Genomic DNA, 22097 nt, shown 5'->3' on the forward strand with positions numbered 1-22097 from the left:
GAGGTGGGGAGGGATGTGTTATTGATGCTCGTCGCCGTTATCCTCAGCGCGCTGGTCGTGTTTTTAGAACCGGGGGCAACTCCTATCTACGCTACAGCCCCAGTAGATGTGAAAGACTATACGATTATAGTAAATAATATACCTGACAAATTTATTCAACTGCCTTTATTATTATATATAATTATTTCGCTTGTTTTATTATTGGTAACTTTTTACCTTGAGCTTTTACTAAAAATACATATCGGTAGGTTGCCGAAAATAGTAGCAGTACTCTCGTTGCTGTATGCTATTCCTATTCCCTATATATACCTTGTGGGCTTTAAAGATGTGGTAATCGTGGTGAGTAACTACGCAAAGACCCTCTCGCTTCCAACTTATGGACTGGCCTTGCTCATAGCTACGACGGAAAATTTGACAACTCCGAGAAAAAGGGCTAGAGTAATTGCAGACCTCTCGGTAACTGAAGAAAAGACTGAGAGGGGGGCGTGATTTACTGCTTCTTCTGTGGGAGGCCTCTGAAAGTATACAACATAGTTAAGATAAGAAGTGAATTATCGCTGGATTTATACGTCTACGCATGTGACGAGTGCCTATCTAAATACAGCGACTTGATTCTTGAAGTCGTTAAAAGAGGCGAGAAAACTCCCTATCTTCCAAGCGGGAACAACCGCCACGCCGCTAGAAATAAGACTGGCGTCGGTCGAGGTAACTACAATAGGCACGATAGATGGAGAAAAAGCAAGTAGCTTGCCTACGCATCTTGCAACTTTTTTCAAGTGTCTCTGGGCCACCTCGGCCCATCTGCCGCCGCCTTTCCACTTTTTCGCCTCTATGACAAACGCCACTTCCCTACTCCACGCAATAATGTCAAACTCCGCGCCGCCGTCGCACTCCAGTCTCACATTTGAAGACGTGTTGAAGCCATATTCCGAGAAGACGTACCTTATATACTCCTCGAATTCGTACCAGTTAAGCTTCTTGATGTAGCTAGACACCGGGATTCCCATTTTCAACGCCTTGTACAGTACATAGCTTCTGGTAAGCGGCTCGCCTCTGTCTAGGATGCCAAGCGCGGTTAGGCACTCTGCAGATGACTTGTCTCCTTCAAGAAAGCTCTTGACGGCGATCTCGCGTATACACATATATTAAGACAATGCGCTTGGTTAAAAAGTGATGAGGAGCGTCTATTGACGCCGGATGAAAGAGGTCCAAAGCGCTGATCTCGGCGCCATAATTTATATAGTGTCTTCGTGGCGTAGCCGTGAGTTGCTCCTCCGTACTCTACTGTGAACCCGAGGCGACGCGCGAGGAGGAGTTAAGCACAGACATCTTAGTGGTGGGCGGTGGCCTGGGCGGCTTGGCGGTTGCCGTCGAGTTAAAAAAGTACGGGTATGAGCCTAAGGTAGTCTACGTAGGGCGCCTCGGCGGCCACCACATCCTAGGCGACGCCCCGCGTTTCTCAGATGACGTAGACGTAGAGACCTTCATAAACAAAGCCGGCAGTCTCGACGTATCCCAGGGGTTTTTCGATGGGATGTATCTATACAGCGGGGGGGTTAGGTACAGGGTGCAGTATAGGCATCTAGTGCTAGCCACCGGGGGCGTAGACGTGCCCATCACCTTTCCCGGTGGCCATAAGGCTACTCAAAAAACTGCGGAGGAAGCCCTCGCAGAGCCTCCCACTGGGCGTAGAATAGTTGTGTGGGGAACCACCGAGTGGGGGCTACGCACGGCCTTGACTCTGCGAAGCCGTGGAAACGATGTAGTGGTGCTAGACAACTCGGCGACGTTGCGAGATACGAAATATTTTGAGAAGGTGAGGGGGAAGATAGATTTTCCAATAATAACGGCTGTGAGGGTCAGGGAGTTTCAGAAAGGCGCCTTGGTGCTTGAGGTGGTGACTGGGAAGAAGGAGAACGAGGTGAGGCGTATAGATGCGGACCTGATAATTTCCGCGGTGAGGTTGGTGAACCCCTATGTCCCGGTTAAGCTGGGGTTCAAGGTTTACTACAGCTTTGAGCTGAGCTCTCTCGTGCCGAGGCGTAGTAACTACGGCGAGTTGTTAATAGTGGATGACAGAGGTAAGGCGGTGGGCGGTAGCAATGTGTACGCCACGGGGCACCTCTACGGCGCTGTTCGGGAGCGCCACATCGTAGAGCATGCAAAACTTTTGGCCAAGTACATAGCCGCCAAGGACGGGGTGGAGTCGTTGGACAATGTTAAAGATGCGCTTGATAAGTTTCTCGTGATGTTGACAGTGGAGGCAAACTGGCTTTATAACCTTAGCAACAGGCTGGAGCGCGGCACCGATGGGACTGGGCGTTACGTCGAGCCTAATGTAATAGATGTGCCGTTCTGGGCCTCCTACTGGCCCCAGATAGAAGAAGCCGGGGAGGTGATCGTTTGCCCATGCGACAATACTCCTATAGAGAGGGTGTTGAGAGAGATAAAGCAATTAAACAAGCTGAGAGAGTTGAAGGTCAAGATTACTCACGAGGAGACGGATTTGTTGCGTCAAATGAAGCTCCCGAGGCTTTCTTTTGGAGAGGGCGTCTGCGCCGAGAGTGTGTGTCTGACATATGCGTCGATTATGTTGGGGGCTTTGCTGAGCCAAAAGCCGTCGTACTTCCTCTATGGAAAGCCGGAGATGCTCTACGGCGAGGTGAGCTGAGAGAGGAGCGACTTGAGCTTTTCAAGCCCCTCCTTTGTCTGTGACTCTACCTTGACTCTAACTACAGGCTCCGTGTTGCTGGGCCTTATGAGTAGTCTCCCCTCCTTGGTTCTTATGTCGAGCCCGTCGATTTCGTAATACTCCATGTTGGCCACCCTCCGCTTAACATCCCCAACGACTTTCCTTGGATCGGCCGCCTTTATATCAAGGCGCTCTTCGTATATCTTTGGCGCTGTGTCAAGAACCTTGTCTAGAGATACCCCAGCCTCGCCGAGGGTCGACAGAAGCTTTAATGCAGCGTAGATCCCGTCGTCGAAGTAGTTGTGGTCTCTGAAGCCTACGTGGCCGCTGTATTCGGCCCAGAACAGCGCGTTGTGCCTCACCGCGGTCGGCTTCTGGAAGCTGTGCCCCACCCTCTGTCTAACTATTTTAACCCCGCGTTCCTCGGCCACCTTCTCTAGGTAGAGCGGCATCGTGACGTCCAGTACAACCACATCCCCCGGCTTTGCGTAGTAGTTCAACAGGGCGTACACCATCTTTTCGGGTCTGAAAATCTCCCCCCTACCTGTGACTATCCCCACTCTGTCGCAGTCTCCATCAAGCGCGATGCCCACATCCAGCTTATTACTTACCACCAAGCTACGTAGCTGCTGTAGGTTCTCTGCCTTCTCCGGATCTGGGAGATGCGCCGGGAAGCGCCCATCGGGGAAGTCGTTTATCGCCACGAGCCTGTGGAAGACTTGGCTGAGCAACGGCTTCAGTATAACACCAGCGGCGTTAGCTGGGTCGAAACCCACTGCGAGATTCAACTTGCCAAATCTCCTAGCTATGTATTCCGAGTACCTAGCCAACGCGTCGTATGTGTAAACTACTCCACGCCTAGCGGCGGGGGGAGCCTCTAGCAGATTTGCCAATTGTTGAATTTCATGGCTTTCTAGATCTAGACCCCCGCTCTTCATGATCTTAAACCCGTTGTACTCAGGCGGGTTGTGGGAGGCCGTTATCATGACGGCGGGCTTCTGGAGAAGGTGAGATGCGAAGTGGGTTATCGGCGTGGTCGATGTTCCGATAAACACAATACTGCCGCCAGCCAGGAGGCCTCTTGACAGAGCCTCTGCAATTCTAAAAGAATGCGTCCGCACGTCCATCCCCACCACAACGTCCTCTCCATTGAAAAACTTCGATATGGCGTAGCCAATCTTCTCAACAAGCTCAGTCGTCAACTCGCTATCCACCACTCCCCTTATGTCATAGGCCTTGAATACACTCATGACTCGCCAAATTTCTGTAGAATATATATTTCATTACGTCTCCGCACCCACGTCGCGGTTCAAGGCCTCCGATCGCCACGTAGCAATTAGGTATATAACCTAACCTACATGTTTAGATGTGAGGCTTTCGGGCGTGGCTGACCTCCCGCTTCACGGAGGCCACGTGCCGTATTGGCTACTCGCCCGTATGAGGAAGCTCTCCTTCCTTATTTTACATGTGATGAATGATTTATATGGGCCGGATGGCGTCGTAGAGAGGTTCGCCCACCCCGTCTTTTTCCAAGCCTTCAGCAACATAATAGGCATGGACTGGGACAGCTCGGGTAGCACCACCGTCACGACGGCCGTGGTTAAAGAGGCGTTGAGGAGCTCAGACATACCCGTCAGGGTGGCTGGCGGCAAGGGGAGACATGCTTTGAATACGCCTAACGAGCTCAGCGAAATATCGCGGCTCTTCGGCCTAGACGCCGATGTTTTAATAACTGCGTCAAGGCTGGTGGCTAAGGTAGACAACGCGTTGGTGCAGGACGGATACGAGCTATACCACCACGCCTTCTTCGTCTCCGAGACGGGGAAGTGGAGCGTGGTCCAGCAGGGGCTGAGCCAAGAGTTGAGAATGGCCCGGCGATATCACTGGATTGCGACGGTAGACTTCTTCAACAGTCCTCACGCTGGCGTCGTGGGGATCCGCCACGACGGCGTCCTCAACCTAGCTTCTAGAAACAGCAGAGAGAACAGGGAGGTTATATTAGAACTTGTTAACGAGGGGCCGTCTAGGGTGGCTAGGTATCTAAACCTCCTGCGTGGACAGGCGACTTTGTTCGACGTCCCGCGCTACCACCCCTACGCCAAGGTGGATTTTGATGTCAATGCTGTTGTGAAGAATCTGCCGCCGCCTAAGTCTGTGGCCGACTTTAAAGAACTTATCTTAAGACACCGCGTAGGCCCGAAGATCTTCCGCGCCTTGTCGCTTGTGGCAGAGCTCGTATTTAAGGCGCCCGCCGACTGGAGCGATCCAGCTGTCGACCCGTTTAAATTCGCCTTCGCCGTCGGCGGAAAAGACGGCGCCCCGCATCCAGTCAACAGGAGAGTCTACGACGAGTTGATCGCGTTGCTAGACGCGGTGGTTAGCAAAGCGAGGGGCGATCCAGGCCTTTATAGATACCTCTCGCACCTAGCCCGTAAGGCCGAGGCATGGAGCTATCCCAAGGATAAGAAGAGGCCCACCTAAGGAGTCTCGAAACATCGAGGCTTGAAGCCGATCCACTCCCTAACCCTCTCCTGATCCTCTATGACGTACCTCCCAACTATCTCAAAGTCGGCACCCGCCCTGAGGGCCTCCCCAGGCCGGCCGCCTTGCGCCCCTATACCTGGCGATATTATCCTATAGCTACACCCAACCATCTTCCTCGCGCGTGCTACTAATTCAGGCTGATTTCCAGGCAGGACGAAGCCTCTGACGTTGCTAACCTTCTCGATTAGTTTTTCCCAGATCTCGTCGTACAGAGTAGGAACCGTCATCTTAACAAGCACGTAGATGTTATCCCCTCTCGGTAGAGATGGGTGTAGAAAGCCGTGTACTATTACGCAACACGCGCCGCGCTCAATTACCTTGTTTATCACTTTCTCCGCTATGTGGGGCACATCGGCGATTTTCAAATCAACAATGACATTTCCATACCGTGAGATCTCGCCTATTATCGATACGCCGCCCTCGAATACTAGATCCCACCCAATCTTGAATCCGGCTACCTTATCCCTCAGCGTCTTTACCAGATCCAGCGCTCTGAGGACGTCAACGTCTAGGGCGACGATTAGCGGATTCATGCGCTCATTTTTTATAAAGATATATAAGTAATGGACCCAATATGTGGAGGAGGAGAGACGTCGTTTCAGCCCGCGATTTTGACAGGCGAGATCTCGAGGATCTGTTTGAAACTGCTAAGTACATGGAGAAGTATGCAAAGAGCCGCGTCGAGTTCCTAAAGGGCAGAGTAATGGCTGTGGCCTTTTTCGAACCCTCTACGCGGACTAGGCTTAGTTTCGAAACCGCCATGAAGAGGCTCGGCGGGGAGGTGGTGGGCTTCTGGGGCGCCGAGGGCACAAGCGTAGAGAAGGGAGAGACTCTTGCAGACACCGTCAGAATGCTGGATGCGTACTCCGACCTCATAGTTATTAGACATAGGTATGAGGGCGCGGCAAAGCTAGCAGCCGAGGTTGCAGAAAACCCCGTCGTCAACGGCGGCGACGGGGCCTCCAACCACCCCACACAGGCAATGCTAGATCTCTACACCATCTGGAGAGAATTCGGCTACATAGACGGGCTGAATATAGGCGTCGTAGGCGATCTGCGCCACGCGAGGACTGTAAACAGCCTCCTCGAGGCACTTACAAATTTTAATGTAAAGGTGTTCCTAATTTCGCCGGAGTATCTACGCCCTAGGACGGAGACTGTTGACTACATACGCTCAAGAGGTTTAAGACACAGCTTCCATACCAGTTTAGAAGAGGTGTTACGTGAACTCGACGTGCTGTACGTGGTGAGGATACAAAAGGAGAGGTTTCTAGACCCGCTAGAGTACGAGAGGGTGAGGGGTAGCTACAGGATTTCCCTAGATATGTTGAAAAACGCCAAGAGGCACTTGGCTATCCTACACCCACTTCCACGAGTTGACGAAATTGACCACAAGGTAGACTCGACCCCCCACGCCAAATACTTCAAACAGGCGGCGCTCGGCGTGCCCCTGAGAATGGCTCTTATATACCTAATCCTTATGGGGCCATGACTCTAGACGTAAGTACTGAGGGGCCGCAGAGGATGCTGGGCAAGGACGGGAAGACCGAGTTTGTAATCCGCGAAGCCACGTATAGAGATCTCAACGATGTAATAGCTATTAATCGTAAGGTCCTGCCTGAAAACTACCCTAACTGGTTTTTCGTAGAGCACCTGGAGCAGTTCCCCAAGGCGTTTATAGTGGCTGAGGTTGGCGGAAGAGTGGTTGGGTACGTCATGTCGCGTGTAGAATACGGGTGGAGCAACGTGAACAAGGGCAAGGCCGTGAGGAGGGGCCACATAGTATCTGTCGGCGTGTTGCCAGAGGCTAGGAGGCTTGGCATCGCCACGGCAATGATGTTGAGAGCCATGAAGGCTATGAAGATATACTACGGCGCGTCTGAGGTCTACCTAGAGGTGCGTGTGTCCAACACACCAGCCATCTCCCTGTATGAAAAGCTCGGCTATAAAATAGTGGGGAGGATACCGCGGTATTATAGCGATGGCGAGGATGCCTTTTTAATGGCTTGTCCATTATAGGGGGCACAAAGCAAAATATTTAAGTCGCTATCACGTAGGGTGTTGTGTTTGGCGCTATAGCCAAGTGGCAGTTGAAGGGGATAGAGAAGACGGACATAGATCCTCTGAAGTTTAGGAACACGGCGAGGCTATTCGGCATTCTGGGACTTGGCGTGTTGGCGGCAGGTGCGGCGTTCTCAGCGCTGGGTCTCTTTCCCCTCGGTCCTGTGTTTCTGGGAGTCGGAGGCTTGGTGTTTTTCCTCCCCAAGCTCTTGGTGTCCGTACGCGCCGGCTCTATACGGGAGATGCTGTCTACGGAGATGGTGTTTTTTACGGCGCTGGTCCAAATGGCGTTCGCGACGAAGGCTCATCTTAACCTGCTTATTGAGCGCATGACGCGCTACAGAGAGCTCCCAGGCGTGAGGACCCTCGCCATAGCCGCTTGGAACAACGCTAAGATGGTGGGGCTTGAGCCGCTGGACGCAATGAAGCGCGCCGTGGAGAAGCTGGCCCCGCAGAAGCTGGTTTACCGCTTCAACTCCCTGTACACATCCCTCAGAATTGGAGAGGATATAGTGGCGAAGCTCTCCCTCTACATGGATATGGACATCGTGGAGTTCTCCTCGGCAATGCAGAGACGCATGGATAGAATGACCTCGCTCATCTCATCCCTCGTCGTAGGTCTGGCGATGCTTTCCGTAACCGCCGTGGTGATAGGAAGGGGCAACCCCGCCATGTTAGTAATAATGGGTGGGCTCCTCCCCGCTGTTTTAGGCGTCGTGATGGCTCTCTTCATCAACGTGCCCCTTATGAAAATGGAGTTTAGAAAAGTCCCTTTAATCTTTGGAGTTGCGTCATCCATTGCCATGATAGTATTAGGTTTTACGCCAGCCGCCTTCTACGCGCCTCTAATGGCCTTTGCTGTGGCTTTAGCTGGGTGGATACTCACGAGAGAAAGGATAAATGCGAGGGCTTTCGAGAGGGGGTTTATGGATTTTGTATATACGGTTTTTGATGAGCTTAAAAGAGCGCCGTCTGTTTTCCGCGCCGTTGAAAACGCAATTACCTTTGGAGACTACGGACCCTTTAATAACAAAGCCGCCGCGGTATTACAAACTATGAAAGTGGGCGACAGCCGGCTAGAGGATGTGGTTTTAAAAGACATGCAACCAGTTATGTCTGTGATCTTGAGAATGTTGTTCGACATCTACCGCTTGGGTACTCTGCCCCGCGCGACGATTGACCAACTACAGAACTTTGTTATGAAACTCTTTGAATACAGGACAGAAATTGGGAAGACTTTAAACATAACGCGTTTCTTGGCCCTCGCCGGCGCCGCCATGGTGGCTTTTGTAAACACCTCTATGATAAAACTGACGGAGGCTATGTCTAAAATCTCAGGTGGGGCACAGCTAGGCGGTGTTGGAATGAGCATGTTGTACATGGCACTGGGCATAATGGCTGTGGGCTACTACTTCCTCTTCGCCCGTATTAGCTTCTCCACGAGGGGGGGTTTGCTGTACCTCGCCATGCTCTTCCTAGCAATTTTCGTGGCCTCATTCTCAGTCGGACTATTCCTACACGCATAGGCTATGTTGGACTTTCGGCTAGACTCCTGCCAGGGCGCCATTGTTGAGGAATACCTGTCCGAGGGAGCGAGGATTCAGATTTACCAATCGGAAGACGGCTACTGCTACAACGTGGCCTATGCATTCCCCTACTCAGAGAGGGTAGGTGAATATGCGTATAAGGTAGTGGAATACCTAACTGCCAACCAGATAATTAGACCCAACATCTCAAGGGAGGAGCTTGGCAAACTGATAGAGATGGCAATGACGGACATCGGGGTACCTAAGCAACTGCGCGCCGCGGTTAGGTACTACGTCCAGCTCGAGGCGGCGGACTACTCCTACCTAACGCCTATACTATATGACATCAGACTTGAAAATGTCAACATAAATGGAACTGACAACCCAATCTTTGTAGATCACCGCGATTATGGATACAACGTAAAGACAAATGTTATACCAACTAATAGGGAGTCATTAATAAAAATCGTGGGGAGAGTCTACGCGGAGACCGGAAGACCACTAAACGAGCAGTACCCAATTCAAGACACTTATATCAGGCTGAGGAACGGGGCACTACTGCGCTTCGCAACTGCGATGTCCACACGCGTATCGAGGAACCCGCCGTACGTATCCGTGCGTATCCAGCCGCCCTTCCCAATATCCCCCACTGAGCTCATTAAGAAGCGTACCATCTCCGCGCTTGCGATGGCCTACCTCTGGTACCTCTTCGAACACCATAAATCTGTTATGGTTATCGGAGGCACGGGCACCGGCAAGACTACATTACTAAACGCACTGCTTGTCCTCCTGCCTCATAAACGCCTCGCCATCGCCGAGGAGACTCCGGAGATAAGAGTCCCCCCGAGCTACCAGAACGTGGTAATGCTCTTCACATCGCCCATGTACGACTACATGAAGCACCTGCCTGGGTCTGAGTCCGCCATATATCTAATAGACTTGGTTAAGTACCTCCTACGCGCCAGGCCCGACATAATTATAATCGGCGAGAGCCGCGGTCGCGAGATACACGAGCTGATACAAGGCGTGTTGACAGGCCACGGAGGCGCCACCACGTTCCACGCGGAAGACATCATGGAGGTCTTCATGCGTCTCACTGGAGAGGCCATGGGCGTCTCGGCGGAGCACCTCTCCGCTTTCCACGTGTTGGCCACTATCAGAAGATTCGAATTCGGTAGGAGGGTCACGTCTCTGACGGAGGTGGTGTGGCTGAGGGCGTATCCGTACGCCGCCCCAGGCAAGATAAAGATTAAAGAGGAGGAGTTTGGCTTAATAAACGTGGGTTGGTACGACCAGCGTACAGACACCGTGGAAGTGGATCTAAGGAGATCCTACTGGCTACAGAAAGTAGGGGGGTACGACGAGATCCTCGAAAGAGCTAAGTTCTTGGCAGGCGGCAGGGCGGTAGACGTTAAGAGAGTTTTGGGCTGGGATGACGTGGTCATGACCGACTCGGGCGCCTACCAAATAATGAGGTACGGGAGTATCGAGGTGGATCCCGACGAGATTTTGCTTTACCAGGCCAGCATCGGGAGCGATATCGGCGTAATACTAGACCTACCCTTTGACTACGAGGAGCCGTACGAAAGCGCCTTGCTAAAGGTAGAGGAGACTATCAGGAGAGCAAAAAGAGCCGCGGCTATGCTGGAGAGGCTAGATATGTTGGTTGTGGGCCCTATACAAGGCGGTCTGCATCTAGATCTCCTGACTAGATCCGCGCGTGAGATCTCTAAGCTCGGCTTCCACATCTTCGCTATTGGTAGCCCCACGACGTTGCTTGAGGAGTATAAATTTGACTTGTTGCTTGAAGCCGTACTGCACGTCAAGGCAAATATCGTGAGAGAGGCGCCTCTACACCTCTTTGGCGCTGGTCACCCACTAATCCTCCCGTTTGCGGTTGCTCTAGGTGTCGACCTCTTTGACAGCGCTTCCTACGTGTTATACGCAAGAGACGGCAGGATAATGCTTAGAGATAGAACCCTCCGCCTTGACGATGTGAAGACAGATTACCTCCCCTGTAGCACGAAGCTGTGCTACACGCCAGTAAAAGAAATACGGGAGATGACCAGAGAAGAGCGCACTCAACTAATCGCCGAGCACAACCTAGCAGTTCTGAGAGAGGAGCTCCTCGAGGTAAAACAGAGAATACACGAGGGGACGCTGTGGGAGTACCTCGAGATAAAAGCCAGGGCACACCCATCGCTGTACAGGTTTCTAAGAGGTCTTGCAAAGTTTAGGAAGCTTATAGAGGAGTACGACCCCGAGACTCACCCAAAGCCGCACGGACTCTTTTTCTACCAAGACACCGCCGACTCCCGGCCAGAGCCACTTAGACACTGGACTAGGATGGCGAATCTGTACACGCCCTCTAGAACCGCCGTGGTGATTAGGGTAGACGAAAAACCCTACAGCAGAACTTGGGAATACCGCTACGTCAAGAAGTTAACCGGGGGAAGGGCCCACATCCTCTTCTACGACCCCGTGTTTGGCATTGTGCCGGAGGAGGTGGCCGAGGTGTACCCCCTCTCCCAGAACGAGGCCGAGGGCGAGGGCGAGGGGGCACGTGCCCATGCATACGAGTGGCTAAGTCAATACGACGTCGTCTTGACGTACAACGTCGATTTGCCTATTATTGGCAAAAGAGTCGTGAAGCTAAGGACTCTTGACGAGGTGTCTCTATATATATAGCCTAGACGCCTCCTCGCGCTTGCTCTGCTCCTCCATCCGCCTCCGAACCTCCTCAATCTCCCTCTCAAGCTCCTCTGCCATCTGCCTAAGCCCACTGGTGTCCACCGGGAAGTCGAACAATTTAGAAAAGTAGTCAACGGCGACGCTGGCGGCGTAGGGATCCGCCGGCCTTGCCACGTCGGCGTACGGCAGTATCACCAGCGTGGGGAAGTCAAGCTCCTCTAAAAATGAGGTCAGGTAGGCTAAAGGCCCCACTATCTGGAGACCCGGCTCTAATATCTTCGCATCTCCTGTGGGGAGCCCCGCCTTTTTGTATGCCGATGTGTAGACAATACGCAACTTATCCTCGCCTCTCTGTAACCTCCCGTCTAAGCCGCCGAAAAGCACAGCAAGCTTAAACTCATTCGCAACAACCCACGTGGCGAGAGCTTTAGTATAGTCATAAACCGCCGCCTCATGTATTCCGTAGTTGTTCACGACCCCCACCACCCGGCCGCATGAAAAAATCTCGTTCTGCAACAACAGCCTGTCCCCCTCCACAGACACTATGGGCGGCTCCCCCCTGTACCTCACGACGCCCACTACGTCGCAGTTCCGCGCTATATACTTAGTCGCCAGGTGGCCAACAATGCCGATACCAGCGAAGCCGGTGATAAAAATTTCGTGGTTCTCGACAGGCTTGAAAATTCTAAACTCCACTTTCATAATTTTTCAAGTTTTTCAAATACCTTAGTCAGTTTATTTATCCCCTCCACACTTTCTACGTATTCTAACTGAGCTCCACATATAGGGCATAAACCACCTCTATTAACCGCCTCGTCTAGCGTATACATAGTAAAACAGTTTGGACATATGTAATATGCCCCCTCCGTCAGTGATCTTATCAACATAGATATCTTCTCCCTGGCAACCCTAGCCCTGCTACTAATTGCTTGTCTTATAATCTCGTCATCAACGTACCAGGTATACTCAATGCGGTAATCCTCCGTCGTCTTCTTTCTCACGCCAACCAAACCCAGCCGCATTAAATATTGTAAAATCCTCCTTGTCTCAGCAGTAGATATGTTAAGGAGGATTGCAATTCGGTCATCTGAGAGATCCTCCTTCCTCTCGTAGAGCATATCCACAACCTTCCGCGCAAGCCTCCCATACTCAGGGCTGTCGAACTCCCACGCTACGCTCTTCTCAACAATATACATATACACATCTCTCATCCCCCAGCCCCCCGCACGCCTATATAAGCATTGCCCCCCACCTAGCGAGTCGGCCCGTTACTGCGGAGCGGTACAAATACAACATCGCCAACACGAAGCCCCCTCGCGCCGTCGTCACTACTCGTCCTAACTATACTATACCCCGGCACCTGGAAGAACAACACTACTTTAAGAGCCTCGATGCCGAAGCCTGTCAACGCAGAGACTGGGACGAACCAGCTAAAATACCTTCCCAACACCCCGCGCAACTTCTTCACATCCTCAAGTCTAATTTTGTCAACTTTATTCACCACAGGAATTATTTTCTCGAGATCTACCCCGACCTCTCCCAGCGTCTCTATAGAAGTCTCGAGTTTCCTAGCGATCTCCTCAGGCGGCTCAGATCCGTCTATGACCAGGAGTATCCTGTCGGCGTCTATAATTTCTTGCAGAGTAGAGTGAAATGACTCTATTAGCAACGGCGGTAGGTCGTCTATGAAACCTATCGTATCTGTCAACACGATTTTCTTTCCCCATAGGTCGAGCGCCCTGCTGTATGTCTCAAGCGTGGCGAAGGGTCTCCCATCGACAAGTTTATTCTCATTTACCAGCCTATTGAAGAGGGTGGTCTTACCTGCGCTTGTGTAACCTGTCAGCACAACCTCAGGTATGCCGGCCTCTCTCCTCTTTGCGATGTGCATTACCCTTCCCCTCTTGGCGTCTTCTAGCTTCTTCCTAATAGTGGAAATACGTTTCACAATGTGGCGGTAGTAGGCGTCGATTGCGTACTCGCCGGCGCCCATGAAGCCCAGTTGCTCGCCCATCTTAGCCCTTCTTAGGTATTCCTTAACCTTTGGCAATTCATATCTCAGCCTCGCCAGTTCTATCTGCAACTTAGACTCTAGACTCCCCGCCCTCTTTTCAAATATTGAGAGTATCACATATATTCTATCAATAACCCTCCGTTTAAAAAGTTTTTCTAAATTAAATATTTGTAAAGGGGTTAAGCCGTGGTATGCTATAAACACGTCGAAGTCCTTCTCGGCAATCTCTCTCGCCTTGCCGGCCCCGAGATAAAACCGAGTATCTGTCTTTGCAAACTGCGTCACTAGCTCAGCTACCTCAAACCCAGCCACCTCTACAAGCGATATAAACTCCTCCAGCTTGTAGCCTAGATTCGGCGTCTTTGAACCCACATAGGCGAGAAGCGCTCTACTCCTCACCGTCCTCTCTAATTTCCGCCACCTCGCCCAGCGTTAGACCCCTCTCCACCCCGCCCCCGCCCTTGACGCCTCCCTCGTCTTGTGCTTCTACTAGTAGCTTAACGCCGAGCGTCTTCTCCAACTTCTTGGCCAGCGAGATGTCGGGCTGTAGCTGTCCCGCCTCTATCCTCCTCAATATTGTCTCCTTGATCCCCAGCATGACTGCTAACGTCTCTCTCGCGAGGCCGAGATTCTCCCTCGCCCTCCTAATCACCTCGCCATAGTTTTCAACAAGCTCCACCTCCACCGGCGGAGGGCGCGGCGCCGGCGCAGGCCTAGGCCTCGGCGGAGGCGCCCTCCTCTGTTGCGGAACTTGAGAAAACACCTTTTTGCCGTAGCGGGCTGCGCAACTTCTACAGACGTACAACACGGCTTTGTCCACCTCTACGGGTACAGGCTCGCCCTCTATAGGCCTTCCACAGATTTCGCAATACACATACCCACAGTGGCAACTTTATTTAAAAGGTTAGCTACCTAGCCACGTGGCACTCGACGCCTTACAGATAATCGCGTATTTGTATGGTAGAGAGGTGGCGGAGAGGCTCAGGGGCCGCGATGTTAAGATCGAGCGCAATAAGGCCGGCCGCATTAGATACGTCTATGTAGATGGCAAGCTGGCGTTCGTGTTGAGAAACAACGACGGCTACTTGTTGCCTACGATCTACGGCGCGCAGTTTTTAGACAGGGGGGTCGCCATTAGTGGTGAGGTTCCCGAATATATAAAACAGGGCCGCAACGTCCCAGCTAAGTATGTACGAGACGTATCAGGTCAAGCAAGGCCCAACGGCGAGGTTGCCGTCACTGATCCAGCAGGCGCCGTCATAGCCGTTGGGAGACTGCTATACAGTAGAAGAGAGCTCACGCTAGGGAGGGGATACGCCGTCAAGGTGAGGGAATCTCTAAAAGGCGCTAGTGCAAAGCGGACAGAGCCTCCTCAATAGAATTGTATACCCCTAGAAGCTCCGAGCCTCTGTACACCTCCACCTTCCTGAGGACACATTGTTGTAGTATATTCTGAGGAGTTACCCCGGGGAAAATACGTGGCCAAGGTGCCGGCCTGCCCTCTTCATCAAGGGCCTTCACCTCTCTGTCGATGCCGACCTTCCCCCGACACTTGGCGAAGTGCAGGACAAAACGCACACCGCGGCTCCTCGAAGCCTCTACCAACCGCTCAAATAGCTTCAGCATAGACGTTCCGAGGCAACCTAATCTTCCTCACGAAGTAGTACGTCGCTGTGCCGTCGTTGCTCACCAGCGCCAACACGGTCGGCATGGACAGGGTCTCGCCCATATTTATAACACTTAACAGAGCCTGTATTGTGATTTCTACACCCTCCACCATTACGTAGAAGAGGTACCTGTCCTTCTTCTCCGCCACGAACATACTATCGCTGAGCTTCTCAACTATCTTAAACCCCCTTGACTGAAGATCCCTAAACACCTGCTCCAGCAACACGTCGCTCACGGCGGTTGCTACGCCGTTTTTTTTAAGTTTAGCTCTCTCACGTCAATAAATTTTATAAACCGCACCCACTTCACGGCCATGGCTTCGGATATATCTAAGTGCTTTGCCACGCTGGGAGCCACGCTACAGGACTCAATTGGAAAACAGGTGTTGGTAAAGCTAAGAGACAGCCACGAAATAAGGGGGATACTCCGCTCCTTTGACCAACATGTAAATCTGCTACTTGAAGACGCTGAGGAGATAATTGACGGAAATGTTTACAAACGCGGCACTGTGGTTGTAAGGGGAGAAAATGTGTTGTTCATATCGCCGGTGCCATGAAGGGCACGCCCTCAATGGGTAAGCACAGCAAGGGAAAGACCCATATTAGATGTCCGCGTTGTGGCAGACATTCATATAACGTCACGAAGGGGTACTGCGCCTCCTGTGGATGGGGCAGATCTAAAAGATTAAGGAAGTACAGCTGGGCGAAGTAAAGATATAAATTAAGTGGTATTGCTGAGGGGGTGGAGAGGGCCCGTCATCGCTGAGAAGTGATAGAGAAATCTGGGTTCTGACATGTTAACAGATCTCCTAGCTTCTATAGTGGTGTTATACGTGGTGGTGGACCCAATAGGCAATATCCCCCTCTTCATGGCCGTCACTTCTAAACTAGACGCAACACGCAGACGAAAAGTGTTGATAACCTCCGTCGCCGTTGCAACTACGATTCTTGCGCTCTTCGCTGTTTTTGGCATTAGCTTTCTTAGTTACTTTGGGGTTGGTATTGGCGACTTTATGGTTGCGAGCGGTCTTGTTCTCACCGCGTTTTCACTATACTACCTTCTGAGGCCTTACGAACAAGGCGCAGTTTCTGAAGGCGTGGAGATAGCCGTGGTGCCTCTGGCAGTGCCATTCCTGGCCGGGCCTGCCTCAATTTCGTACGTCTTGGTAGTTTCAAGCCATATAGGCCCCCTACTTGCCCTTGTGGTGGTGGCCGCGGCGTCTTTTCTTACGTTAATTACTCTAATGGCCTCTAGCCTCTTGACAAGGTTGTTGGGAGTTCTTGGAATTAGGGTGCTTGAAAAAATTATGTTAATCCTGAGCGTCGCCATAGGCATCTCGCTTGTGCGTAGAGGCATATTGATGTGGATTGCGTAACGTCGTGTATCAGTATAAATATTCCTAACATTAAAAGTAACAATGTCGGTTAGGGTTAACATACGTGGCCAAGCCCCGGCGCCTGGCTCTCTCGCCGATGCGCTGAAAAATGTTAAGCTAAAACTAGTCACAATCTCCGGTAAGGGTGGTGTTGGGAAATCTCTTGTGACCACGTCAATTGCGGTAGGGTTCGCCATGAGGGGGTACAAGGTAGGTATCCTAGACGGCGACGTCTACGGGCCAACGGTTCCAAAAATGTTAGGCCTCTCCGACAGCACTTTATACGTCGATCAGAAGACTAATAAAATTATTCCAGTAGTTGGCCCCCTTGGGATAAAGGTTGTGTCTATAGAATTCGCTTTGCCGAGCGACGACACGGCGGTGATTTGGAGAGCCCCCCTCGTAAACCAGACGTTGAGGGACTTTATAGCACAGGTCGAGTGGGGGCCTCTCGACGTTTTAGTAGTTGATCTCCCCCCTGGCACTGGAGACGCCCCGTTGACAATTGCCCAGAGCTTGCAAGGCGGACTCGACGGAAGCGTTATTGTAACAATACCTACGGAAATATCCCGGAGAATTGTACTTAAGTCAATCGACTTCTCCAGAAAGCTCAATATTAGGGTAGCTGGCGTCGTTGAGAATATGTGTTGCTTTAAATGTCCAGATAACGGAAAGGTGTACTATATCTTTGGCAAAGACGCCGGGCGGAGAATAGCCGAGGCCGCCGGCGTGCCCTTCCTGGGGGGCATCCCAATAGATCCAGAGTTTTCGCAGTACCTAGACTCGGGGAGACTACATGAATTTCTAGCTCAAGATAACGAAACTGCAAAGGCTATATTAACTATTTCTGATAAACTGATAGAAATGTATAAAGAGAAGCTGAGCCAGCAGATCGCCCCCAGGGAAGAGAAGCCGAAAAGAATCTCCTTATTAAAGCTACCAGGCGAGGAGGAAGAGGAGGATAGTTAAGTGCGTAGTTTTTCTCCAGTAAACGCGTTTGGCAACAGCTGGGAGAGGTTGCTCTCTACCACCTTCTTCTTGCTCGCCATTATTATCAACGCATTTGGGTTAAACTCAGCAATTACTTGTCTACAAGCTCCGCATGGGGGCGTGGGCTCCTCCGTGTCTGTATACACCACGACAACCTCTATGTCTCTATCCCCCTCGGAAACCGCCTTAAATACAGCAACACGCTCGGCGCAGACGGTCAGCCCGTAAGATGCGTTTTCTATGTTTACCCCCGTATAAATCTTGCCACTCCTGGTCTTCACCACCGCGGCTACTCTAAACTTGGAATATGGAGCGTAGGCATTACCTATCACCTCCTTAGCTTTCTCTATGAGTTCCTCCATGGCATAGCTTTATATATGGATTTTAAGGAATGGGCGCGTGCCCACCGCCGATGATATTAGAAAGAGAATTGTGGAACACGGCATGTCGATAAACGATAGGGTAATCGCCGCTCTCCCGCCGAGATACGGCTTAATGGTGGAGCAGATCAGATCTATTTCACGTGCCTACAAGAACGACTTAGACACTTTTTTAGCAAATCTATCCACGGTGAAGAGTTTAGACATTTTAGTGATATATCTAGCGCTTCTTGCAGTATTGTATAAACACAAAGCCCTGGGTGATGATGAGTTAAGAAAACTTGGCGAAGCCTTTGAGAGATATGTATATGACGTCTTCTCAGCCTCAAGAGCCCGCAAGGCGCTTGAGGAGGCTGGAGTGGAGAGGGAAGTGGCAAACGACGCTATTTTCAACGTCGTGAGAGCGCTTAATATAACGGGTAACAAGTACAAGTCAGCCTACCTGTGGGTAGCTAGACAACGCAAGATATCTCATTTTGAGAATAGTATTAGAGCACTACTTTTTCGCAACGAGGGAGGTAGCAGAGTTGGTAGAGGGGTAAAGCTCTTCCTTCGCCTATTTATACACGACTCTAACATACCCCTGGCGATAAAAATAGCCTATACACATGAACACAAGAAGTATATACTGCATGGCGATATCTATACCGCCCTAGTAACGTTGAGATCTGGGGCTTTCGAGGACGTTGCGTCTCTCACAGCCGAGAAAGTGAAGGCGAGGGTGGCGAGGCGTCTCCTATGCGAGGCTAGAGAGGGGGGGCAGAGGTGTAGGGAAGTGGTAATTAGACTAGAGAGCGTACGCGGGCTCGTCAGACACGTAGGTAAGATAAGCGGGGATCCCCTCCTATATGAGCGCGGGGCTTACGACATTGGCATTAACTACTGTAGAGATCTCAAGTGTGATATCTGTCCTATTAAAGATGTGTGCAGACGCTACACCTTTGTAAGATTGAAATAGATATATACAACACTCTTTGAAGGCTCATGTTGCTTAAAAACCGCGTCAGTATCGTGACAGCTGCCAGCAGAGGCATTGGGGCAGGCGTCGCAAGCGTTCTCGCGAGAGAGGGGTCGAATTTAGTAATCGCCGCGAGAAGTATCGGCAGACTAGAGGAGTTGGCAAAAAATTTGGAGAATCAATATGGAGTCTCTGTAGTACCTGTACAAGCCGACTTGACAATTAGAGAGGATATCAAAAAGATTGTAAACACCGCGATTCAAAACTTTGGCAAGGTAGACATATTGGTCTACAACACTGGGCCGCCTAAGCCCGGCGCCTTTCTTGAGCTGACTGAGGAGGACTGGGACTACGGCGTAAGGCTTCTTTTAATGAGCGCCGTTTGGATAACCAGAGACGTCCTGCCGTATATGATAGAGAGGGGGTGGGGGCGACTTATCTACATCACCTCCTCTACGCTTAAGCAACCTATCCCCACGCTTACGCTATCTAACGTTATCAGAATTTCGCTGGCTGGCCTTATTAAGACACTGGCATACCAATATGGGAGGTACAATATCTTAGTTAATGGAATTATGCAGGGGTATATCGATACTGAGCGCGTGAGGGAGGTTGCTATGGCGAGGGCCCAGAGAGAGGGGCGGCGCGTTGAGGAGATACTGGGGGAGCTTGAGAAGGAGATCCCGCTTGGCCGGATAGGAAAGCCGGAGGAAATAGGGGAGCTGGTCGCCTTTCTGGCCTCGGAAAAGGCTAATTACATTACGGGATCTCTTATTCTCATAGACGGTGGGAGGACGCTATGTATATAAATTAAGTGAACCAAGGAATTTATCTACGAGCTCCTTATCAATCTTAAAGCCGTATTTTATCTCTAAATACATCTTCCTGAACTCAACAACGTCGCGCCTAACCGCCTCAGTATCCTCGCCTTTGATTACCCTGGCGATGAATCTAGCTATTTCTCGCATCTCGGAACGCCCCATGCCGAAGCGCGTCATCTCCTGCACCCCGATTCTAATGCCGCTGGGTTTCAACACGCTTTTATCCCACGGCAACGCGTTTTTATTAACGATAATGTTCGCCTCCTCAAGCCTTAGAGCGATTTTATCTCCTCCGCCATATTTAGAAACATCGACAGCGACTTGATGCGTCTTTGTGAAGCCCTGGCGCTCGGCGACAGGCGTTATGCCTTCCTCAGCCAAGGCCTCCGCCAAGGCTCTGGCATTTTCTCTAATTCTATACGCGTACTCCGCGCCGAACAGCTCCATCTCCACCAGAGTTATGTAAGTCGCGGCGTAGCGATGAAGGTGGTAATTAGACGTAAAGACGGGGAACACCGCCCTTTGAATTGAGCTGTTTACCTCATCATCTGAAACCGTCGCGATAAGCCCGCCTTGGGGACCTGGAAACGTCTTGTGAGTAGACGAAGTAATTACGTGGGCGCCCTCCCTTAGAGGATTTGGGAAGACACCGCCTATAATTAGACCCAAGACGTGGGCCGAGTCGTGGAGTACATAGGCGCCGACTGTTTTTGCGATTTCTGCAATTTCTTTCACGGGGTGTGGAAAGAGGTATAGAGACGCCCCTGTGATTATGAGTTTTGGCTTCTTCTCTTCAATAACTTTGCGGGCGCCGTCGACGTCTATGTTAAAATTGTCTAGATCCCACGGCAACTCGACAGCCTTTATCCTCAATGCCTTAAGCCCCCCTACGTTGTTGTGGCTTATATGTCCGCCGTATTTAACAGGTAGCGAGGCGACGGTGCCGCTCTCGGGAACTAGCGCATAGTAAGTGGCCAGATTTGCGACAGTGCCCGAGACGGGTCTCACATCTACGAACTTAGCCCCCAAGACGTTTGCAAAACGTCTAGAGAGGGCGTCTTCCAATGCGTCGACGTATTTAGTGCCTTGGTAATACCTGCTGCCTACGGTGCCCTCGGCGTATCTCCCCGCTAGATCATTTAAATAGACTAGTTCAGCTAGGGGAGACATTACGTTTTCGCTTGCTATTAAGTTTATGGTCTCCCTCCTCCTCCACATGTTGTGCGTCAACGTTATGTTTAGCACCTCTTCAAGATCTCGCGGGAGCATTGAGGTGACAACGGCCGAGTATTAATAACTTCCCGGCGCCCTACTCTAGACGGAGCAACTTGATGTGTGTATTTGGATATTGACCACTGTCGTCTTTTTCATACTTCTTCGCCATGTCCCATATCGTGAGGAGGGCCACGCCGGTTGCAAACAACGCCTCAGGCGCGGGCGTGAAGTCCCGCGCCTTTATAGACACGCTCACTTCGACGCTCTCTCTGACGTCTATATCTATCTTGAGATATTGTATAGAGGGACAGGGCCCTCCTATAAGTTCGCACAGTCTTTTGGCGTTGAGAGCCGCCGCAGTCTGCGCGGCGTAGATGGGGTGGCCCTTCTCCACGGGGCCCTTCACCACGTTGTAGTTCTTCATTTTCATCACCCCGTAGGCAGAGGCCGTTAAACCCCCTTCTCTCACAAGGGCCGTCTCTGTAAGTGCCGCTTCGCTCAGCGCTTGCGCCAAGTTTTTTAGCTTTATCTCTACTGCCAAGTCCTCTATCTTCACAGCCCCCGACCCGATTAAGCCTACCAGGGCGCCAAAGAGGACGTCCATCTCGACGCCTGTCTGCCACTCAGTAAACCCCTCTACGTATAGCCTACCGTCTCTACACCACGCCGACGCTGTGAGGGGGAGGGGGTGTAAAAACGGGAGGTATCTACTAGCCACAACGGCGGCTCTCACCGCGGCGGCTGTGTTGCATATCTGCACTGAGGCGCTTGCGGAAGCTCTTGCATATCTATAGACGTCTGGTTTTTTAGAAACGTCAACAATCATTGAAAACACCTTTCTGCATCGTCATACAGTTTTTTCAACTCTGCTGGCGTCGTCCTACGCCTCTCGGCTCTCTGCAGTAGGATTTTAGCGGCCAGCAACCTAGCGTTTTTCTCATCAAGCTCTTTTAGAAGCTGGGATACCAACTCCTCACAGCTATCCACAGGCGCATCGATATACTTTTCGAAAAGCTTCGCCTTTTTTATCTCCACCTCTATCCACGTATAATCTGCCTGCGGCATTGGCCACCTATGGCCGCATTTCTTACACACATATTCGTTGGTGGGGAGCAACATCACGTCTTTAGAGCCGCATTTGGGACAAGACACGGAGAACACA

General features: G+C 51.4%; 27 protein-coding genes. 14 read left to right on the forward strand and 13 right to left on the reverse strand.

Features of this window, described 5'->3' with window-relative positions:
* Positions 1-3: 3 nt before the first annotated feature.
* Positions 4-489, forward strand: a complete 486-nt coding sequence (locus P186_RS10510) for a hypothetical protein (RefSeq protein WP_014289468.1) — start codon at positions 4-6, stop codon at positions 487-489.
* 101 nt (positions 490-590) lie between these two features.
* Here the strand turns inward: P186_RS10510 and P186_RS10515 are convergent, their stop codons facing one another.
* On the reverse strand, positions 591-1142 hold the full coding sequence (locus P186_RS10515; protein WP_014289469.1) for a restriction endonuclease: 552 nt from the start codon (positions 1140-1142) through the stop codon (positions 591-593).
* A gap of 119 nt (positions 1143-1261) precedes the next feature.
* Here P186_RS10515 and P186_RS10520 point away from each other — a divergent pair, with 119 nt between their 5' ends.
* The gene (locus P186_RS10520; protein WP_014289470.1) at positions 1262-2671 is read left to right on the forward strand and encodes an FAD-dependent oxidoreductase; all 1410 of its coding nucleotides are present in this window, start codon (positions 1262-1264) and stop codon (positions 2669-2671) included.
* On the opposite strand, the gene P186_RS10525 is transcribed toward P186_RS10520, so the two are convergent.
* A complete protein-coding gene (locus tag P186_RS10525; protein ID WP_014289471.1) occupies positions 2653-3942 on the reverse strand; it encodes a phosphomannomutase/phosphoglucomutase in 1290 nt (429 codons plus the stop codon). The genes P186_RS10520 and P186_RS10525 overlap by 19 nt on opposite strands.
* Before the next feature lie 118 nt (positions 3943-4060).
* On the opposite strand from P186_RS10525, the gene P186_RS10530 reads away from it, so the two are divergent.
* Positions 4061-5173, forward strand: coding sequence for a DUF763 domain-containing protein (locus tag P186_RS10530; RefSeq protein ID WP_014289472.1), 1113 nt, complete (start codon positions 4061-4063; stop codon positions 5171-5173).
* Here P186_RS10530 and P186_RS10535 read toward each other — a convergent pair.
* Complete coding sequence (locus tag P186_RS10535; RefSeq protein ID WP_014289473.1) at positions 5170-5769, reverse strand: orotidine 5'-phosphate decarboxylase / HUMPS family protein; 600 nt, start codon at positions 5767-5769, stop codon at positions 5170-5172. The two genes, P186_RS10530 and P186_RS10535, sit on opposite strands and share 4 nt — an antisense overlap.
* Before the next feature lie 41 nt (positions 5770-5810).
* Here P186_RS10535 and pyrB point away from each other — a divergent pair, with 41 nt between their 5' ends.
* From pyrB to tgtA, 4 genes are read left to right on the forward strand one after another with little or no spacing between them, the layout of a single operon-like run.
* Positions 5811-6728, forward strand: a complete 918-nt coding sequence (gene pyrB / locus P186_RS10540) for an aspartate carbamoyltransferase (RefSeq protein WP_014289474.1) — start codon at positions 5811-5813, stop codon at positions 6726-6728.
* Positions 6725-7255, forward strand: a complete 531-nt coding sequence (gene rimI, locus P186_RS10545; protein WP_014289475.1) for a ribosomal protein S18-alanine N-acetyltransferase — start codon at positions 6725-6727, stop codon at positions 7253-7255. Before pyrB ends, rimI begins: the two co-directional genes overlap by 4 nt.
* A gap of 44 nt (positions 7256-7299) precedes the next feature.
* A complete protein-coding gene (locus P186_RS10550) occupies positions 7300-8823 on the forward strand; it encodes a hypothetical protein (RefSeq protein WP_014289476.1) in 1524 nt (507 codons plus the stop codon).
* Positions 8824-8826: 3 nt separating this feature from the next.
* Positions 8827-11511: a tRNA guanosine(15) transglycosylase TgtA gene (gene tgtA, locus P186_RS14680; RefSeq protein ID WP_014289477.1), complete on the forward strand. Its 2685-nt coding sequence runs from the start codon at positions 8827-8829 to the stop codon at positions 11509-11511.
* Here the strand turns inward: tgtA and P186_RS10560 are convergent.
* The 4 genes from P186_RS10560 to P186_RS10575 are packed head-to-tail and all read right to left on the reverse strand — an operon-like array spanning position 11500 to position 14402.
* Positions 11500-12216, reverse strand: coding sequence for a proteasome assembly chaperone family protein (locus P186_RS10560; RefSeq protein ID WP_014289478.1), 717 nt, complete (start codon positions 12214-12216; stop codon positions 11500-11502). The two genes, tgtA and P186_RS10560, sit on opposite strands and share 12 nt — an antisense overlap.
* The gene (locus P186_RS10565; RefSeq protein WP_014289479.1) at positions 12213-12725 is read right to left on the reverse strand and encodes a transcription factor; all 513 of its coding nucleotides are present in this window, start codon (positions 12723-12725) and stop codon (positions 12213-12215) included. Before P186_RS10565 ends, P186_RS10560 begins: the two co-directional genes overlap by 4 nt.
* A gap of 41 nt (positions 12726-12766) precedes the next feature.
* Positions 12767-13927: a GTPase HflX gene (gene hflX / locus P186_RS10570; protein ID WP_148682982.1), complete on the reverse strand. Its 1161-nt coding sequence runs from the start codon at positions 13925-13927 to the stop codon at positions 12767-12769.
* Complete coding sequence (locus P186_RS10575) at positions 13917-14402, reverse strand: multiprotein bridging factor aMBF1 (RefSeq protein WP_014289481.1); 486 nt, start codon at positions 14400-14402, stop codon at positions 13917-13919. Before P186_RS10575 ends, hflX begins: the two co-directional genes overlap by 11 nt.
* A 46-nt stretch (positions 14403-14448) precedes the next feature.
* Between P186_RS10575 and P186_RS10580 the strand changes: the two genes are divergently transcribed.
* Positions 14449-14907, forward strand: a complete 459-nt coding sequence (locus P186_RS10580) for a PUA domain-containing protein (RefSeq protein WP_014289482.1) — start codon at positions 14449-14451, stop codon at positions 14905-14907.
* Here P186_RS10580 and P186_RS10585 read toward each other — a convergent pair.
* Entirely contained in the window at positions 14876-15154 is a 279-nt protein-coding gene (locus tag P186_RS10585) for a hypothetical protein (RefSeq protein WP_014289483.1), read from the reverse strand. The two genes, P186_RS10580 and P186_RS10585, sit on opposite strands and share 32 nt — an antisense overlap.
* Positions 15138-15431 (reverse strand): PDDEXK family nuclease, encoded by a 294-nt coding sequence (locus P186_RS10590; RefSeq protein ID WP_014289484.1) that lies wholly within the window; start codon positions 15429-15431, stop codon positions 15138-15140. Before P186_RS10590 ends, P186_RS10585 begins: the two co-directional genes overlap by 17 nt.
* Before the next feature lie 78 nt (positions 15432-15509).
* Here P186_RS10590 and P186_RS10595 point away from each other — a divergent pair, with 78 nt between their 5' ends.
* The 4 genes from P186_RS10595 to P186_RS10610 all read left to right on the forward strand — a co-directional run bounded on the left by P186_RS10595 (position 15510) and on the right by P186_RS10610 (position 17540).
* Positions 15510-15752, forward strand: a complete 243-nt coding sequence (locus P186_RS10595) for an LSm family protein (RefSeq protein ID WP_148682983.1) — start codon at positions 15510-15512, stop codon at positions 15750-15752.
* A complete protein-coding gene (locus P186_RS10600) occupies positions 15749-15907 on the forward strand; it encodes a 50S ribosomal protein L37e (RefSeq protein ID WP_148682984.1) in 159 nt (52 codons plus the stop codon). Before P186_RS10595 ends, P186_RS10600 begins: the two co-directional genes overlap by 4 nt.
* Positions 15908-15989: 82 nt before the next feature.
* Complete coding sequence (locus P186_RS10605) at positions 15990-16571, forward strand: MarC family protein (protein WP_014289487.1); 582 nt, start codon at positions 15990-15992, stop codon at positions 16569-16571.
* Positions 16572-16613: 42 nt separating this feature from the next.
* Entirely contained in the window at positions 16614-17540 is a 927-nt protein-coding gene (locus tag P186_RS10610) for an Mrp/NBP35 family ATP-binding protein (RefSeq protein WP_014289488.1), read from the forward strand.
* On the opposite strand, the gene P186_RS10615 is transcribed toward P186_RS10610, so the two are convergent.
* Complete coding sequence (locus tag P186_RS10615) at positions 17537-17923, reverse strand: cytidine deaminase (protein WP_014289489.1); 387 nt, start codon at positions 17921-17923, stop codon at positions 17537-17539. The genes P186_RS10610 and P186_RS10615 overlap by 4 nt on opposite strands.
* 37 nt (positions 17924-17960) lie before the next feature.
* Between P186_RS10615 and P186_RS10620 the strand changes: the two genes are divergently transcribed.
* Positions 17961-18899, forward strand: coding sequence for a hypothetical protein (locus P186_RS10620; RefSeq protein ID WP_014289490.1), 939 nt, complete (start codon positions 17961-17963; stop codon positions 18897-18899).
* Positions 18900-18925: 26 nt separating this feature from the next.
* Positions 18926-19708, forward strand: coding sequence for an SDR family oxidoreductase (locus P186_RS10625; protein ID WP_014289491.1), 783 nt, complete (start codon positions 18926-18928; stop codon positions 19706-19708).
* Here P186_RS10625 and glyA read toward each other — a convergent pair.
* Genes glyA through P186_RS10640 form a run of 3 tightly spaced genes read right to left on the reverse strand, consistent with a single transcriptional unit; the run spans position 19697 to position 22087 of the window.
* A complete protein-coding gene (gene glyA / locus P186_RS10630) occupies positions 19697-20989 on the reverse strand; it encodes a serine hydroxymethyltransferase (protein ID WP_014289492.1) in 1293 nt (430 codons plus the stop codon). The two genes, P186_RS10625 and glyA, sit on opposite strands and share 12 nt — an antisense overlap.
* Before the next feature lie 40 nt (positions 20990-21029).
* On the reverse strand, positions 21030-21761 hold the full coding sequence (locus tag P186_RS10635) for a cyclic pyranopterin monophosphate synthase MoaC (RefSeq protein WP_014289493.1): 732 nt from the start codon (positions 21759-21761) through the stop codon (positions 21030-21032).
* Positions 21758-22087, reverse strand: a complete 330-nt coding sequence (locus P186_RS10640) for a TFIIB-type zinc ribbon-containing protein (RefSeq protein WP_148682985.1) — start codon at positions 22085-22087, stop codon at positions 21758-21760. The genes P186_RS10635 and P186_RS10640 overlap by 4 nt, the downstream gene beginning before the upstream one ends.
* Positions 22088-22097: the final 10 nt, after the last annotated feature.

It is taken from the genome of Pyrobaculum ferrireducens, assembly GCF_000234805.1.
In the GTDB taxonomy this organism is placed as follows: domain Archaea; phylum Thermoproteota; class Thermoprotei; order Thermoproteales; family Thermoproteaceae; genus Pyrobaculum; species Pyrobaculum ferrireducens.